General features: G+C 71.0%; 15 protein-coding genes. 7 read left to right on the top strand and 8 right to left on the bottom strand.

The genetic code is table 11. The annotated features are described in order from the left end of the window. The 3 genes from VHA72_RS04265 to VHA72_RS04275 all read left to right on the top strand — a co-directional run. The coding region (locus VHA72_RS04265; RefSeq protein WP_325573201.1) for an ATP-binding cassette domain-containing protein at positions 1-2,210 on the top strand (2,210 nt) is incomplete at its 5' end. Between the two features lie 96 nt (positions 2,211-2,306). Then, complete coding sequence (gene cax / locus VHA72_RS04270) at positions 2,307-3,386, top strand: calcium/proton exchanger (protein WP_325573202.1); 1,080 nt, start codon at positions 2,307-2,309, stop codon at positions 3,384-3,386. A gap of 102 nt (positions 3,387-3,488) precedes the next feature. Continuing rightward, the gene (locus tag VHA72_RS04275) at positions 3,489-4,697 is read left to right on the top strand and encodes an MFS transporter (RefSeq protein ID WP_325573203.1); all 1,209 of its coding nucleotides are present in this window, start codon (positions 3,489-3,491) and stop codon (positions 4,695-4,697) included. A gap of 1 nt (position 4,698) precedes the next feature. Here the strand turns inward: VHA72_RS04275 and VHA72_RS04280 are convergent, their stop codons facing one another. Further along, positions 4,699-5,286: a GNAT family N-acetyltransferase gene (locus VHA72_RS04280; RefSeq protein ID WP_325573204.1), complete on the bottom strand. Its 588-nt coding sequence runs from the start codon at positions 5,284-5,286 to the stop codon at positions 4,699-4,701. A gap of 25 nt (positions 5,287-5,311) precedes the next feature. Between VHA72_RS04280 and trpS the strand changes: the two genes are divergently transcribed. The 4 genes from trpS to VHA72_RS04300 are packed head-to-tail and all read left to right on the top strand — an operon-like array spanning position 5,312 to position 8,130. Further along, positions 5,312-6,340: a tryptophan--tRNA ligase gene (trpS, locus tag VHA72_RS04285; protein ID WP_325573205.1), complete on the top strand. Its 1,029-nt coding sequence runs from the start codon at positions 5,312-5,314 to the stop codon at positions 6,338-6,340. A 10-nt stretch (positions 6,341-6,350) separates the two neighbouring features. Beyond that, a complete protein-coding gene (locus tag VHA72_RS04290) occupies positions 6,351-6,875 on the top strand; it encodes a 2'-5' RNA ligase family protein (RefSeq protein WP_325573206.1) in 525 nt (174 codons plus the stop codon). After that, positions 6,875-7,912, top strand: a complete 1,038-nt coding sequence (locus VHA72_RS04295; protein WP_325573207.1) for a YihY/virulence factor BrkB family protein — start codon at positions 6,875-6,877, stop codon at positions 7,910-7,912. The genes VHA72_RS04290 and VHA72_RS04295 overlap by 1 nt, the downstream gene beginning before the upstream one ends. Then, positions 7,909-8,130 (top strand): SCO4848 family membrane protein, encoded by a 222-nt coding sequence (locus tag VHA72_RS04300; protein ID WP_325573208.1) that lies wholly within the window; start codon positions 7,909-7,911, stop codon positions 8,128-8,130. The genes VHA72_RS04295 and VHA72_RS04300 overlap by 4 nt, the downstream gene beginning before the upstream one ends. A gap of 336 nt (positions 8,131-8,466) precedes the next feature. Here VHA72_RS04300 and VHA72_RS04305 read toward each other — a convergent pair whose 3' ends face one another. The 7 genes from VHA72_RS04305 to VHA72_RS04335 form a co-directional block, all read right to left on the bottom strand. After that, the gene (locus VHA72_RS04305) at positions 8,467-9,210 is read right to left on the bottom strand and encodes a succinate dehydrogenase/fumarate reductase iron-sulfur subunit (protein WP_325573209.1); all 744 of its coding nucleotides are present in this window, start codon (positions 9,208-9,210) and stop codon (positions 8,467-8,469) included. After that, complete coding sequence (locus tag VHA72_RS04310) at positions 9,207-11,270, bottom strand: fumarate reductase/succinate dehydrogenase flavoprotein subunit (protein WP_325573210.1); 2,064 nt, start codon at positions 11,268-11,270, stop codon at positions 9,207-9,209. The genes VHA72_RS04305 and VHA72_RS04310 overlap by 4 nt, the downstream gene beginning before the upstream one ends. A gap of 15 nt (positions 11,271-11,285) precedes the next feature. After that, positions 11,286-11,993, bottom strand: coding sequence for a succinate dehydrogenase cytochrome b subunit (locus VHA72_RS04315; RefSeq protein ID WP_325573211.1), 708 nt, complete (start codon positions 11,991-11,993; stop codon positions 11,286-11,288). Between the two features lie 92 nt (positions 11,994-12,085). Next, positions 12,086-13,168 carry a PASTA domain-containing protein gene (locus VHA72_RS04320; protein ID WP_325573212.1) on the bottom strand — a complete coding sequence of 361 codons (1,083 nt, stop codon included), beginning with the start codon at positions 13,166-13,168 and terminating at the stop codon, positions 12,086-12,088. A gap of 9 nt (positions 13,169-13,177) precedes the next feature. Further along, positions 13,178-14,251 carry a glycosyltransferase gene (locus VHA72_RS04325; protein ID WP_325573213.1) on the bottom strand — a complete coding sequence of 358 codons (1,074 nt, stop codon included), beginning with the start codon at positions 14,249-14,251 and terminating at the stop codon, positions 13,178-13,180. 125 nt (positions 14,252-14,376) lie between these two features. Further along, entirely contained in the window at positions 14,377-15,534 is a 1,158-nt protein-coding gene (gene nagA / locus VHA72_RS04330) for an N-acetylglucosamine-6-phosphate deacetylase (protein ID WP_325573214.1), read from the bottom strand. Further along, the coding region (locus VHA72_RS04335) for a DeoR/GlpR family DNA-binding transcription regulator (RefSeq protein WP_524538568.1) at positions 15,531-15,954 on the bottom strand (424 nt) is incomplete at its 5' end. The genes nagA and VHA72_RS04335, both read right to left, overlap by 4 nt.

Consider the following 15,954-nt stretch of genomic DNA (forward strand, 5'->3'; position numbering starts at 1 on the left):
CCGCCACCCCGCGCGCGGAGATCGAGGCGGCGGTGGACGAGCTCGGCCTGACCGACTGGGTCGCCGGGCTGCCCGAGGGCCTCGACACGCTGCTCGGCCCCGGTGGCACCAGCCTCTCGGCGGGCGAGGAGCAGCTGGTGGCGTTCGCGCGGCTGCTGGTGCGCCACGTCCAAGTAGTGGTGCTCGACGAGGCCACCGCCCGGATGGACCCGCTCACCGAGAGCCGGGTCGTGGCCGCGGCCGACCGGCTGCTCGCTCGGCGTACCGGTGTGCTGGTCGCGCACCGGCTGAGCACGATCGAGCGTGCCGAGATGGTCGCCGTACTCGACCACGGCCGGGTCATCCAGCACGGCATGCGCGACGAGCTGGCGGCGGTCGACGGGCCGTTCCAGCGCCTGCTGGTCGCGAGCGCGACCGAGGACTTCGGCGCCGCCGACACCATCGAGGCGGCCGCTGCCGCCGCCACGGACGGCGCCGTCGGTGGGCGCCGGCGGACCGGCCAGGCGCCGCAGCGTCCCCGCATCCCGGCAGGCCTCTCGCTGGTGCGTGGCACCTGGAAGGCGATGAAGCTCAAGCCGTGGTGGGGCCTGTTCTCGGTGCTCGAGTTCCTGGTCGGCTCGGTCTTCGCACCGCTGGGCGCCATCACCGGCTATGTCTGGGGCCGGATCGTGCAGTCGCTGACCGATCACGAGACCCCGACCGGGCTGACCGTCGTCCTGGTCGTCCTGCTGGTGATCGCGCCGGTGGTGCTCGCCGACGCGTTCCGGCGCTATCCGCGCTGGTGGGTCGAGGTGATGCTGCGGGTGCGGATGTCCGTGCTCCTCGGCCAGATCCGCACCCGTCGGCTGCCGCGCACGCCGCCGGGCGAGGTGGTGGCCCGTTCGATGGACGCCGACCGGCTGGCTCGCTACTCCGACCGCTGGATCGACTTCAGCAATGGCCTGCTGATCGCCATCATCACGATGATCGCCGGAGGCACCGTGCTCGCCGGCGGCATCCTGCTCGCGGTGATGGCCACCAGCGCGCTCGCGTCCTCGATCGGGCGGCCCATCGCCGGCCGTTCGGCCGCGAAGTCCTCGACCGCCCGGGCTCGCTTCGGCCGGGCGGTGGTCTCCGCGGTGGAGTCGGCCCGCACCGTCAAGCTCGCCGGCCGTACGCCGGAGGTCCACGCGCACCTGCGCGAGGTCGACTCCGGCCGCGTCGAGGCCGCGGTGTTCGAGCACCGGGTGCAGACCCTGCTCGACGGCATCCCGATCGTGCTCGTCCAGATCGGCGTGGTCGCTGCCTGGGCCCTCTTCCTCGGCCACGTCTGGGGCCTGGCCACGGCGCTGCTGGTCGCCAACGCGGTCAACGGCTTCGACTGGTTCGGCCGGGTGGCCGGCGCGGTCGTCACCGAGGCGCCCGGGGTGGCGGCCTGGCAGCGGGCCACCAGTCGGTTCGCCGGCGGCGGTGACCTGATGCTGATGCCGCCCGGTGTCGACCTGGTCGCGGGTCTGGCTCCTGATCCGGTCGCGCCGCCCCGGCATCGCCTGGACCGGCTGCACCTCGATGGCGTGACAGTCGTGCACGACGACGGCACCATCGGGGTCAGCGGCGTCGACCTGAGCGTCGAACGCGGCGAGCTGGTGCTGCTGCTCGGCCAGGTCGGGTCGGGCAAGTCCAGCCTGCTCTCGGCGCTGGCCGGCCTGCTCGACCACACCGGCTCGATCCGATGGAACGACACCGAGGTGAGCGACGCCGAGGCGTTCCTGCGCCCGGCCCAGGTCGCGCACGTGGCCCAGGTGCCGCGGGTGCTGTCCGGGACGTTCCGCGACAACGTCGCGCTCGGCTTCGACCGGGCCTTCGACCAGCCCGTCGCCGACGCCCGGCTGAGCCAGGACGTCGCCGACGCGGGCGGGCCGGACGCGGTCGTGGGGCACCGCGGCGTCCGGCTCTCCGGTGGGCAGGTGCAGCGCCTGGCGCTGGCCCGGGCGCTGGCGGCCGACACCGAGCTGCTGCTGGCCGACGACGTCTCCAGCGCTCTGGACGCCGCCACCGAGATCGAGCTGTGGCAGGCGCTCCGGGAGCGGCACACCACCGTGGTCGGCGCGACCTCCAAGCGGGCGGCGCTGGCCCAGGCCGACACGGTGGTCGTCTTGGTCGATGGCGAAGTGGCGGCGAGGGGCCCCTGGAGCGAGCTCGCGAGCGACTGGGCCCACCTCGCCGGTTGAGAGGTCACTTTCGGCGGGTCGAGAGGTCACTTTCGGCGGGTTGAGAGGTCACTTTCGGCGGGTCGAGTGGCCGAGGCCCACCGATAGGGTGCCGCTATGACCGCGGAGCAGCCGACGTTCGTGAGGTCCGACCTGATCCTGCTCGGCGGTGGTGCCGCCGCGGTGGTCCTGGCCGGGCTGGCGCACTACCTGGACTGGCCGGCAGCGCTCGCGTTCGTGCTCGCCGGCGTCGCCGTCACCGCGCTGGCCAGCCTGGTGGGCCGCAGCGTGGAGCAGCTCGGCGACCGGTTCGGGCCTGGTGCGACCGGCGTGCTGCAGAGCGCGCTGGGCAACCTTCCGGAGCTGTTCATCTCGCTGTTCGCACTCAAGGCTGGCCTGGTCGGGGTGGTCCAGGCCGCGCTGATCGGGTCGATCCTGGCCAACCTGCTGCTCGTCATGGGCATCGCGTTCGTGGTCGGCGGGGTCAGGTACGGCTCGCAGTCGATCGACTCCCAGCGCGCCCGCAGCATCTCGGTGCTGATGATCGTCGCGGTGGTGGCGCTGGTGTTCCCGTCGCTGGCGCACTGGATCCACACCCCGGCCGGCTCGCACGAGAAGGCGCTCTCGGACATCGCCGCGGTCATCCTGCTGCTGCTCTTCGCGCTCTCGCTGCCGGCCTCGCTCAGACGCGAGGGTGGCCTCAACGCTCCGATGACCGAGCAGTCCGAGCCGCCCCGGTGGTCGGTCCCGCTGGCGGTCGGGATGCTCGCGGGCGCGGGTCTGGCGGCGGCGTTCGTCTCGGACTGGTTCGTGGACGCGCTGCAGCCGGCGATGGACGCCTGGCACGTCTCCGACACCTTCGCCGGCCTGGTCATCGTGGCGATCGCCGGCAACGCGATCGAGAACGTCGTCGGCGTCCAGCTGGCCGCGCGCAACCAGTCGGACTACTCGTTCTCGCTGATCATCAACTCGCCGCTGCAGATCGCGTTGGCACTCGCGCCGGCCCTGGTGATCCTGTCGCAGGTCCTCGGCTTCACCGCGCTCACGCTGGTGTTCTCGCCGATGCTCGTGGTCGCCGTCTTCCTGGCGGTGCTGATCGCGGTGGTGATCACCGTCGACGGCGAGTCCAATTGGCTCGAGGGCGCCTCCCTGATCGGTGTGTACGGCGTCGTCGCGGCGTCGTTCTGGTGGGGCTGATCCCGGGGGCGATCGCGGAATAGGCCCCGGCGGTCCGGAGGTTGCACACTCGTGCCAGGCCCCGGACCGATCGAAAGCGAGCAGATGACCGTCTCCGCACCCGTGTCCGAGGCGCCTCGCACCCGTACGCCGCACTACGGCTGGGCGGTGCTGGCGCTGGCCGTGGGCGGGTTCGCGATCGGCACCACCGAGTTCCAGACCATGGGCATCCTGCCCGAGGTGGCCCGTGGCGTGGGGGTGTCGGTGCCGACCGCCGGCCACGTGATCTCGGCGTACGCGCTCGGTGTGGTCGTGGGCGTCCCGATCCTGAGCCTGTTCGGCGCCGCGCTGCCGCGCAAGGGCCTGCTGCTGGCGCTGATGGGCGCCTACGGCGCGTTCAATCTGCTCAGCGCCGTCGCGTCGTCCTACGGACTGCTCTTCTTGGCCCGCTTCCTCGACGGCCTACCACACGGCGCCTACTTCGGCGTCGCCTCCCTGGTCGCGGCGTCGCTGGCCGATCCGCGGCATCGGGGCCGCGCCGTCGCCCGGGTCATGCTCGGCCTGTCGGTCGCCAACGTGGTCGGCGTGCCGGTCAGCACCTGGCTGGGGGAGCACGCCGGCTGGCGGGCGCCGTACGTCGTCTCCGCGGTGCTGGCCGCGATCACGGTCACGATGGTGTGGCGCTTCGTGCCGCAGACGTCGGCGGTGCCCGGCGCGACCGGGCGACGCGAGGCGCGGGCTTTCTTCACCAACGCGCAGGTGTGGCTGACCATGGTCGCCGGGGCGCTCGGCTTCGGTGGGCTGTTCGCGACGTACTCCTACATCGCCAAGACCGTCACCACCGTCGCGCACCTGGCACAGGGCTGGACGCCCGTCTTCGTGCTCGGCTTCGGGCTCGGCATGGTCGCGGGGACGTGGCTGGCCGGTGAGCTCGCCCGCTGGTCGGTGCTGAAGACGCTGGTGCTCTTCAGCGCGGGCAGCATCGGGATCATGCTGGTGTACTGGCTGGTCGCACCGGTCGGCTGGCTGCTGTGGCCGGTGGTCTTCCTGGTGACCCTGATCGGCTCGGTGGTGGCGACCTCGATGCAGGTCCGGCTGATGGACGTGGCCGGCGACGCCGTGACGTTGGGTGCGGCGATGATGCATGCCGCGCTCAACATGGCGAACGCGCTCGGCGCCTGGATCGGCGCGGTGGTGATCGACGCCGGCTACAGCTATCGGGCTCCGGCCCTGGCCGGTGCCGGGTTGGCCGTGATCGGTGTGGTGATCCTGCTGGGCAGCGTCTCGCTGCACCGGCGCACCGTCGCCGAAACCGCTGAGCTGGTCGGCTGACCTACCGGGCGACTACGTCGGCTGGCCATGCGGCACCGGGCGCCAGCGAGGCCCCTCGGCGCAGCGTCCCGAGCCAGGCGTCCCGCAGTTGGCCGCGCTGCGGCAGCCACGCCGGGACCACGCCCGGCACGAACGCGAAGCCGACCTTCCAGGCCAGCCGGCGCGAGGCCCAGTTGCCCTGGTGCGCCCACCAGATCACCGTCTCGAGCCCGCGCGCGGCGAAGCCCCAGACCAGCAGCAGCCGCAGCGCCCGCTCCATCACGGTGACACCGTCGACCCGTACGCCGCGCACGGCGGGGTGGGAGCCGTAGGCGATCTCGGCCCGGTGCGAACCCTCGTTGCGCAGCGAGACCGTGCCGCCGTAGGCGCCGTCGTACTCGACCGCGAAGATCCACTCCCGGTCGGACTCCCACAGCCTCGGCATGGCGGCGAGGAAGTCCGCGGCGTCGGCGTGGGAGTAGGGCACCGGCACGGTCGTCCACCGGATCGACTCCGCGTCCTGACACTGCTCCCACGCGCGCTGCAGGTCGGCGGCGACGTGCGCCCGCAGCGTCACGACGCCGTCGGTCAGGGTGGGGACGTCGATCATGTCCGCACCCTGACACAATGGGGTCATGCCCGACAGTACCGCCCCCGCCGCGCGGCCTCGGGTCCTCTCGGGGATCCAGCCGACCGCCGACAGCTACCACCTCGGCAACTACCTCGGCGCGGTGCGGAACTGGGCGGACCTCCAGGAGGGCTACGAGCCGTTCTTCTTCATCGCCGACCTGCACGCGATCACCGTCGAGCAGGACCCGAAGGTGCTGCGTCAGCGCACCCTGCGTGCCGTCGCCCAGCTGATCGCTGCCGGCGTCGATCCCGAGCGCAGCGCGATCTTCATCCAGTCCCACCTGCCCGAGCACGCCGAGCTCGGTTGGGTGCTGCAGTGCCTGACCGGCTTCGGCGAGGCGCGGCGGATGACGCAGTTCAAGGACAAGTCCGCCAAGTACGGCGAGGGCGCGGCCAGCGTCGGCCTGTTCGCCTACCCGATGCTGATGGCGGCCGACATCCTGCTCTACCGGCCGCAGTACGTGCCGGTGGGTGAGGACCAGCGCCAGCACCTGGAGCTGACCCGCGACCTGGCCCAGCGGTTCAACAGCCGCTACAAGAAGACCTTCCGCCTCCCCGAGCCCTACATCCTCAAGGAGACGGCGAAGATCTACGACCTGCAGGACCCGACGAGCAAGATGTCGAAGTCCGCGTCGTCGCCGGGCGGCATCATCGACATGCTCGACGACCCGAAGGTCAGCGCCAAGAAGATCCGCAGCGCCGTCACCGACTCCCAGACCGAGGTGCGCTTCGACGAGAGCACCAAGCCCGGCGTCTCCAACCTGCTGCGGATCTACTCCGCGCTGACCGACGTCGAGATCCCCACCCTGGAGGAGAAGTACGCCGGTCGTGGCTACGGCGACTTCAAGAAGGACCTGGCCGAGGTGGTGGTCGAGTTCGTCACGCCGTTCCGCACCCGCACGCTGGAGTTGCTCGACGACCGCGGCTACCTCGACCAGGTGCTCGCCGACGGCGCCGCCAAGGCCCGCGCGGTCGCGGCGCGGACCCTCGCCGACGTGTACGAGCGGGTCGGCTTCGTGCCTTCGACTCGCTAAGGTCGGGGACGTGCGCACGATCGGCGTCGCGATCCCGATCCCGGAGCCATGGGGTGGTCAGCTCCAGGCATACCGGGAGTCGATCGGCGACCCCATGGCCGAGCTGATCCCACCGCACATCACGCTGGTGCCACCGGTCGACCTGGACCCCGCCGTCGCGGCCGACATCGAGGAGCACCTGACGAAGGCGGGCAGCGCGGTGGCGCCGTTCGTCGTACACCTGCGGGGAACGGCCACGTTCCGGCCGCTCTCGCCGGTGGTGTTCCTCGCGCTCATCGAGGGCATCTCGGGGTGCGAGCGGCTGGAGCGCGCGGTGCGCAGCGGTCCGCTCGGCGTCGACCTCAACTTCCCCTACCACCCGCACGTGACAGTCGCCCACGAGCTCGACGACGACGTCTTGGACCGGGCGTTCACCGACCTGGCGACGTTCGAGGCGCGGTTCACCGTCGACGCCTTCACGCTCTACGTCCACGACGACGCCGCCGGGTGGGTGCCGCGTCGGCGCTTCGGCCTGCAGTCGGTCGTCCGGAGCTGATGGCCTCCCTCACGGAGAGGCTCACGGCGCGGGTCGCCGAGGTTCGCGCCCGTCGGCCCTGGATCGACCATCTGGTGCGGATGCAGGAGCACTACGGCCGCACCGGCGCCTCGCAGCAGGCCGGCGCGGTGACCTACTTCGGCTTCCTGTCGTTCTTCCCGATCCTGGCGCTGAGCTTCTTCGCGGTCGGGCTGATCGCGCACGTCTACCCCGGAGCGCGGCACGACCTGCACCAGGCGATCGACTCGATCCTGCCGGGGCTGGTCGGTGCCAAGGACGGCCAGATCTCGATGAAGCAGATCCAGTCGGCGGCCGGCGCTGTCGGGCTGGTCGGCCTCGTCGGCGTCCTGTACGCCGGGCTCGGCTGGGTCTCGTCACTGCGCTCGGCGTTGCTCACCGTGTTCTGCGTGCCCGGTCGCGAGCGGCCGAACTTCGTCATCGGCAAGCTGCGCGACCTGGTCACCCTGGTCGTGCTCGGCCTGGTGCTGCTGGTCGCGGTGGCGGTGACGGGGTTCGTGCGGGGCTTCTCCGACAACGTGCTGGACTGGATCGGCGCCTCCCACCAGCTCGGCTGGCTGGTCTGGCTGTTCACCCTCGTGCTCGGTCTGGCGGCCAACGCGCTGCTGTTCTACGCCATGTTCGTGCTGCTCGCCGAGCCGCGCCTCCGGCAACGGTCGCTGTGGGCCGGCGCTGCCCTGGGCGGCGTCGGCTTCGAGGTGCTCAAGCAGCTCTCCGGGTTGTTGCTGGCCTCCACCAAGGGACAGCCGGCGTTCCAGGCCTTCGGGATCTCACTGATCCTGCTGGTGTGGATCAACTACTTCTCCCGCGTGACCCTGTACGCCGCGGCCTACGCGCTCACCACGGAGCCGGAGCGACCGTCGCAGGGTGAGACGGCGCCGGTCCAGGGCCCGCGGCTGCCCACGCTGGAGGTGGTGCCGCCGGAGCGGCGGCCGACCCCGGCCGCGGCGTTCGCGGCCGGCGCTGCGACGATGGCAGTCCTGGCCGGGATGCTCGGCGTACTGAGGAGGAAGAAGTGAAGCTCGAGAAGCGCGACGGAGCGCTGCTGCTGGTCATCGGCGTGTGGAACATCGTGATCTGGTCCAACTTCGCCAAGAACCTGCGCAAGACCGCGCTGGACCCCGACCAACACCGCCCGCGCCCCTACTACATCGCGCACGCGGTGCTGATCGTGGTCAACTCGATCATCGGCGGAGTGCTCGCCGCCCTCGGTCTGAAGGCCCTCCGCTCCCGTTGAGAGGTCACTTTCGGCGCGTTGAGAGGTCACCTTTGGCGGCGTGAGGGGTCACTTTCAGCCACATGGCGCCCTCGCCCATACTGCCGACCTCGCTCCGCCGCCCACCAGGCCCCACCCGGCCCAAGATCCGCGCCGGACGACCGCCCCCGACCAGGGTCGCCACCGGAGGCCGACCTCCGCCAGCGCCGCCGCCGTACCGCAGACGCGACGACGCCCCGCCCGGTCAGACCGGACGGGGCACCATCACAGCAAGTGACTCGTCAACGCGCGAAAGGTGACCTCTCGACCGGCCGCAAGTGACTTCTCAACGCGCGAAAGGTGACCTCTCGGCGAGGGTCAGAGGCCCTGCTTCATCGCGTGCCGCAGGTCCTTGTTGAGCTGCGAGATCACGTCGAGCGGGATCTCCTTGGGGCAGGCCGCGGCGCACTCGCCGATGTTGGTGCAGCCGCCGAAGCCCTCGTGGTCGTGCTGGGCGACCATGGAGGCGACGCGGGTGTAGCGCTCCGGCTGGCCCTGCGGCAGCTCACCCAGGTGGGTGATCTTGGCGCCGAGGAACAGCGAGGCCGAGCCGTTCGGGCAGGCCGCCACGCAGGCGCCGCAGCCGATGCAGGTGGCCATGTTGAAGGACCGCATCGCCTTGTCGCGCTGGACCGGCACCGAGTTGGCCTCGGGCGCCGAGCCGGTGTTGGCCGAGATGTAGCCACCGTTCTGGATGATCCGGTCGAACGCCGAGCGGTCCACGACCAGGTCCTTCACCACCGGGAACGGGTCCGCGCGCCAGGGCTCGATCGTGATGACGTCGCCGTCCTTGAACGAGCGCATGTGCAGCTGGCAGGTGGTGGTGACCTCCGGGCCGTGCGCCTGGCCGTTGATCATCAGCGAGCACATGCCGCAGATGCCCTCGCGACAGTCGGAGTCGAACGCCACCGGCTCCTCGCCGTTGGTCACCAGCTTCTCGTTGAGGAGATCCAGCATCTCCAGGAAGCTCATGTCCTCCGACACGCCCTCGAGCGTGTAGGTGTGCATGGCGCCGGCAGCGGTCGCGTTGGCCTGCCGCCAGATCTTGAGGGTCAGGTTCACTTGTAGCTCCGCTGCTTCATCTCGATGGCCGTGTAGATCAGGTCTTCCTTGTGCAGGACCGGCTTCCCGCCCTCGAGCGAGTCACCGCCCCACTCCCAGGCCGCGACGTAGGCGAACTCGTCGTCGTGGCGCAGCGCCTCGCCGTCAGGCGTCTGCGACTCGGCGCGGAAGTGGCCGCCGCAGGACTCGCGCCGGTTGAGCGCGTCGATGCACATCAGCTCGCCGAGCTCGATGAAGTCGGCGACGCGGCCGGCCTTCTCCAGGTCCTGGTTGAGGGAGTCGGCCGAACCGAGGACCTTGACGTTGGTCCAGAACTCCTTCTTGAGCTCGCGGATCTTGCCGATGGCCTCGATCAGGCCCTCCTTGGTCCGCTCCATGCCGCAGTACTCCCACATGATCTGGCCGAGCTCCTTGTGGATGGACTCGACCGAGCGGGTGCCGTTGATGGAGAGGAACTTGTCGATCTGCTCCTGCACCGCGGTGCGGGCCTCGACCACCGCCGGGTGGCTCTCGTCGATCTTCTCGAACGGGCCGTCGGCGAGGTAGTCGCGGATGGTGTTCGGCAGGACGAAGTAGCCGTCGGAGAGGCCCTGCATCAGCGCGGAGGCGCCGAGGCGGTTCGCGCCGTGATCGGAGAAGTTCGCCTCGCCGGCACAGAACAGGCCGTCGATGTTGGTCTGCAGGTCGTAGCCGACCCACAGCCCGCCCATGACGTAGTGCACCGCCGGGTAGATGCGCATCGGGACCTGGTAGGGGTCCTCCCCGGTGATGCGCTCGTACATGTCGAGGAGGTTGTCGTACTTCTCCTCGATCGCGGCCTTGCCCAGACGCTGGATGGCGGCGGTCAGGTCGAGGTAGACGCCCCGGCGGCGCTTGATCGGGTTGCCGTCCTTGTCCACCTCGTCGACCTCGGGACCGACACCGCGGCCCTCGTCGCACATGTACTTCGCGGCGCGCGAGGCGATGTCGCGGGGGACCAGGTTGCCGAAGGAGGGGTAGATCCGCTCGAGGAAGTAGTCGCGGTCCTCCTCGGGGATCTCGCGCGGGTCCTTGTCGCAGTCCTCGACGCGCTTGGGCACCCAGATCCGACCGTCGTTGCGCAGCGACTCCGACATCAGGGTCAGCTTCGACTGGTGGGCGCCGGTCACCGGGATGCAGGTCGGGTGGATCTGCGTGTAGCAGGGGTTGGCCATGTAGGCGCCCTTGCGGTGCGCGCGCCAGGCGGCGGTGACGTTGGAGCCCATCGCGTTGGTCGACAGGTAGTACACGTTGCCGTAGCCACCGGTGGCCAGGACGACCGCGTCCGCGAGGTGGGTCTCGATCTCGCCGGTGACCATGTTGCGCGCGATGATGCCGCGGGCCCGGCCGTCGACGATGATCACGTCGAGCATCTCGTGGCGGGTGTAGGCGGTCACCGTGCCGGCGGCGACCTGACGCTCCATCGCCTGGTAGGCGCCGAGCAGCAGCTGCTGACCGGTCTGGCCGCGCGCGTAGAACGTCCGGGAGACCTGGACGCCGCCGAAGGAGCGGTTGTCGAGCAGACCGCCGTACTCGCGGGCGAACGGCACGCCCTGGGCGACGCACTGGTCGATGATGTTCGCGCTGACCTCGGCCAGGCGGTAGACGTTCGACTCGCGGGAGCGGTAGTCGCCGCCCTTCACGGTGTCGTAGAAGAGGCGGTAGACCGAGTCGCCGTCCTCCTTGTAGTTCTTCGCGGCGTTGATGCCACCCTGCGCGGCGATGGAGTGCGCCCGCCGCGGGGAGTCCTGGTAGCAGAACGACTTCACGTTGTAGCCCGCCTCGCCGAGCGTGGCGGCCGCGGCGCCGCCGGCCAGGCCGGTGCCGACGATGATGACCTCGAGCTTGCGCCGGTTGGCCGGGTTGACCAGGCGGTTCTCGAACTTGCGGTTGGTCCAGCGGTCCTTGATCGGGCCGGTGGGAGCCTTCGGGTCGACCAGCTTCTCGCCGAGGGTGTAGTAGCCGGCCGCGTCGTCGGACTTCTGGACCGGAGGCTCGTTGTGCGCGACGAGACCGGAGAGGTCTGCGGTGGAGGATGCCATCTGTCTCTTCGATCCTTACTTGGTGATGACGCCGGCGGCGATGAAGATCGGAACCAGGGCGAAGCCGCCGGCGATCACGATCGCGAGCACCCACCCGAAGATGCGAGCCCGGGCGCGCGAGGCGGCGGTGTTGGTCCAGCCGAGCGTCTGGCAGGCGCTGAACGTGCCGTGGTGCAGGTGGAGAGCGAGGGCCAGCAGCGCGAGCAGGTAGATGACCACCATCCACCAGGAACTGCCGGAGAAGCTGTCCACGAGCAGGTTGTAGGGGTCGTTCTTGGCGCCGCCCTTGATGTTGACCTTGCCGATGGTGAACTCGATCAGGTGCCAGATGACGAACAGCAGGATCGTCAGCCCACCCCAGCGCATGGTGCGGCTCGAGATCGAGGAGGCCAGGTTCCGCTTCACCTGGTAGCGCACCGTGCGCGCCTGGTTCGCGCGGCGCCACAGCACCGCGGCGGACCACACGTGGGTGATCACGCTCAGGATCAGCACGACCCTGACCACCCACAGTGCGCCGACGCGCGGCAGCATCGGGGTCCCGATGGTGCGCAGGTGCTCGGCGTACGTGTCGTAGGCGTCGTGGCCGGAGAAGGCCTTCAGGTTGCCGTACATGTGCACCAGCACGAAGAGGATGAAGATGATCCCGCTGGTGGCCATGGCCAGCTTCAGCGCGATCGTCGAGCGCGTCGAACGCACTCCCTTGACGAGTTCGGTCGTTGCCACGGGACAGCACCGTACTCGCTGTGACGGGAGTAACGGTCGTCGGGGCGATGTGAGATACGCCCGGTTACCGGCTGGTCACCTGAGAACGGGAACTAACGGCCCAGCACGATCGTCACGGCGGTGCCGGGCTTGACCGACGTGCCCGCCGGGATGCCCTGGCGCCGGACCTTGCCTCTCTTCGCCTTCGTGCCCTTCTGCTTCTTCACCTTGCCGAGGGTGCAGTGGGCCGCCCGCAGCGCCTTCGCCGCGGTGGCCCTCGTCCGGCCCTTCAGCTTCGGTACGACGCAATAGCTCGGCGCCGGTGCGGCGCCGCCGGCCGAGGCGGTGGACCCGGACTGGCCGGGGCTGGAGGTCGACGTGCTCGGCGGCGCGCATCCCGTGGCGTGGTCGTCGAACGTCCCGTCGGTGGCGTTGCCCGACACCGTGTTGCCGCAGGCGTCGTGCAGGATCCCGCCGGTGTTGCTCAGCCCGGTGTTGTTGAGCACGACGCTGGAGCCGCTCAGCCAGGACTCCGACCCGGGGCCGGCGACGTAGGCGGTGTTGTCCTGGGTCAGGATGCTGCGGGAGAGCGCCACCCGGGCGAGGTGCCCGGTGTCGGGGGCCGCGTCGATCCCGGCGCAGCGGGTGTTCTTGATGGACACGTCGTCGAGCGTGGTGTCGACGTACACGTCCGGGGAGCTGCCGGTGAGGGGCAGCGAGATCCCGTTGTCGTAGTCGACGATGCTCACGTGCTCCATCTGCACCGACCGGGCGCTGACGACGCGCACCCCGCTGAGTGCACAGTTGCTCGGTGTGGTGGTGCCGTCCTGGAGGTCGAGGTTGCGCAGGACGACGTTGTCGTCGGTGCCGGCCTGGATCACGATGCCGTTCGTGCCGGCGGTCAGCACGCCGGCGATGAAGCCGCCGCCGTCGATGGTGATCGACTTGGTGATCGTCAGCGCGCCGAAGCCGCCCGGGTCGAGGGCGTCGATCTCGCCGCCGGCGGCGGTCTTGCTGATCGCTCCGGCGAACGTCTTGCAGGGTGCGGTGCGTGAGCACGGGTTGGCGTCGTCGCCGACCCCCGACACCCAGGTGCGGGTGGCCTGGGCGTGCGCGGGCGAGGCGGTGGTCAGGGCCACGGCGGTGCCGACGAGCAGGGCGGCGCCGATGGCGCCGAGGCGTGGGAGTGTGATCACGCCTCGACGCTAGGAGCCGGCAGCGGTCAAGGCTATGGCCCGAACGGGCCAGTGCCGACCGGGCGAGGGATAGTGCGTGGCCACCAGCTCGTCGACGGCGCCACGCCAGTCGCGGACCAGGGCCAGCTCCCGGCCGCGCTGTCCCAGGAGCCGGCGGCGCGGGTCGGCGGCCACGGCTGCCACCGCGTCAGCCAGGCCCTGCTCGGCGGCGGGGTCGTAGAGCAGGCCGTTCTCCAGATGGCGTACGACGTCGACTGCGCCCCCGCCGCGAGGGGCCACCACCGGAACCCCGCTCGCGGCGGCCTCCCGCAGCGTGTGTGAACAGGTCTCCTGCCGGCCGGGGTGGACCAGCACGTCGAGGGTGGCCAGCGCGACCGCCAGATCGCCGGTGGCCAGCGGTCCGGTGAACCGGGCGTGCGGCAGCCGGTGGGCCAGCCAGCCGCGCTGGGGGCCGTCGCCGATGATCACCGGGCGGATCCCGGGCACCTGGTTGAGGGCGGTCAGGTTGCGGACGTCGTGACGGCGGGCGAGGGCGCCGGCGTACCCGATGACGACGAGCGGTCCGCGCGTCGACCGCGCCCGCGACCACTTGTCGTGCAGCCACGGGTCGCGCAGGCCCGGGTTGAATGCGGCGGCGTCCACGCCGGGCGCCCACAGCGCCGCTTCGACGGCGAGCCCGGCCAGCCGGGCGACCATCCATGGCGCCGTCACCACGACCCGGTCGGCGTGCTCGGCGACCCGGCCGCGCCAATCGTCGGAGACCGGGGACTGCTGCACCACGAGGCTGCGCAGGCCGAGGTCGTGAGCGTGCTTGAGGGCCTTGCGGCCGAGCCGACCGGGGTTGGCCACGTGCACCAGATCGGGCCCGAACTCCTCCAGCGCGGCGCGCACCTGGCCGCCCGGCTTCGCCAGCGGGCTGACCCGCACGACCGTGCTGCGGTTGTACGTCGACAGGCCGGGCCCCGGTGCCACGAAGCGCACCTCGTGCCCGGTCTCGATCAGCCGGTCCGCGACGGCCTTGATGGTGGTCGTGGTGCCGTCGACGGCGGGATAGAACGTGTCGGTGACCAGCGCGATCCGCATGCCACCACGATCTGCCCGCCGGATGGACCGCGGGGGACGTCGGGGTGGATGTCGCGTGACGGGTCGGGGTAGTTCGGGGAGAAACGGTCGATTTACTGGCCAGTAATAGACCGTTTCTCCCCGGACTACCCCAGCGCTGAGCCGACCCGACGCCCGGCCGCCCAGACCTCGTCGACGAGCCAATCGGCTGAGAGCAACACCGCGTCGGCGGCGTACCCCGGCTCGAGCAGGCCGAGCGAGGAGTCGAGGCCGAGGGCGCGGGCCGGCACGAGGGTGAGCGCGGCGACCGCGTCGGTGGGGGAGAGGCCGACGATGTCCACCGCCCGGGCCAGCGCGCCGTCGAGGGTGAGGGTGGAGCCGGCGATCGAGCCGAGGGCGCCGTCCGGCGAACACAGCCGGGCGACCCCACCGGTGACGTCGACGTCCAGGCTGCCCAGCCGGTAGCGGCCGTCGGGCTCGCCGGCGGCGGCCATCGCGTCGGTGATCAGCGCCACCCGGCCCGGCGCCGCGCGGAACACCAGCCGGGCGACGTCGGGATGCACGTGCACGCCGTCCAGGATCAGCTCGGCCGTGACCCGTTCGTCCTGCAGCGCCGCCACCACCGGGCCGGGGTCGCGGTGGCCGATGCCGCGCATCGCGTTGAAGACATGGGTGAGCAGCGACGCGCCGGCGTCGAAGGCACGCTGTGCCTGCATCTCGTCCGCCTCGGTGTGCCCGACGGCCACCAGCACACCCGCCTCGCGCAGCCGCGTGATCGCCGCCGGTGCCCCGGGCAGCTCGACCGCGAGGGTGAGCTGGCGCAGCGTTCCGTCGGCCGCCCGGATCAACCGGTCGACCGCGGGCGGGCTCGGCGCCAGCAGGTACGCCGGGTTGTGCGCCCCCTTGCGCTCGGCCGCCAGGAACGGCCCCTCCAGGTGGGACCCGAGGACCAGCGGGTCGCGCCGGGTCAGCTCCGCGATCCCAGCCAGCGACGACTCCAGGTCCTCGAGTGGATTGGCGACCAGGCTGATCACCGACCGGGTGGTGCCGTGCGCACGGTGGACCGCCAGCGCCCGTTCGATGGCGTCCACGCCGTCGTCGAAGCTGGCGCCACCGGCGCCGTGGCAGTGCAGGTCGACGAAGCCCGGGGCGAGCCAGCGCCCGGCGGCGTCGACCCTCTCGCCGGAGTACGACGGAGGCGCTCCCACCCCCGTGGCGGCGATGGCGTCCCCGTCGAAGTGGACCCAGAAGTCCTCGACTACGCCGGCGGCGTCGACCTTGCGCGCACCGTGGATCAGCGTCATGCGACCACCACCTCGTAGCCCGCCTCGGTCAGGGCCGCGCGCTGGGCGGCGGTGATCCCGGCGTCGGTGATGAGCGTGTCGAACAGGCCCGGCCCGCCCAGGGTGGCGAAGGCTCGGTGCCCGATCTTGGAGGAGTCGGCGACCAGGACGGCCCGGGCGGCCCGGGCGGCCAGCAGCGCGTTGACCGCCGCCTCGCCCTCGTGATGCACCGTCGGCCCGGTCTCGGGGTCGATGCCGTTGATCCCGACGAAGGCGATGTCGAGGGTGAGCCGCTGCAGTACCAGGTCGCCGTAGGGGCCGGTGAGCTCGTAGGAGCGTGGGTGCACCACGCCGCCGGTCACGACCGTCTTGAGCTGCGGCCGCATGGCGAGCTGGGCGGCGATGTTGATCGCGTTGGTGACGATGGTCAGCGTCGGCTCC

The sequence above is a fragment of the Nocardioides sp. genome (assembly GCF_035547795.1).
Lineage (GTDB): Bacteria > Actinomycetota > Actinomycetes > Propionibacteriales > Nocardioidaceae > Nocardioides.

Coding starts and splice junctions, on each gene's coding strand:
- VHA72_RS04295 (WP_325573207.1), top strand. CDS start 6,875: ATGGCCTCCCTCACGGAGAGGCTCACGGCGCGGGTCGCCGAGGTTCGC.
- trpS (WP_325573205.1), top strand. CDS start 5,312: ATGCCCGACAGTACCGCCCCCGCCGCGCGGCCTCGGGTCCTCTCGGGG.
- VHA72_RS04280 (WP_325573204.1), bottom strand. CDS start 5,286: ATGATCGACGTCCCCACCCTGACCGACGGCGTCGTGACGCTGCGGGCG.
- nagA (WP_325573214.1), bottom strand. CDS start 15,534: ATGACGCTGATCCACGGTGCGCGCAAGGTCGACGCCGCCGGCGTAGTC.
- VHA72_RS04310 (WP_325573210.1), bottom strand. CDS start 11,270: ATGGCATCCTCCACCGCAGACCTCTCCGGTCTCGTCGCGCACAACGAG.
- VHA72_RS04325 (WP_325573213.1), bottom strand. CDS start 14,251: ATGCGGATCGCGCTGGTCACCGACACGTTCTATCCCGCCGTCGACGGC.
- cax (WP_325573202.1), top strand. CDS start 2,307: ATGACCGCGGAGCAGCCGACGTTCGTGAGGTCCGACCTGATCCTGCTC.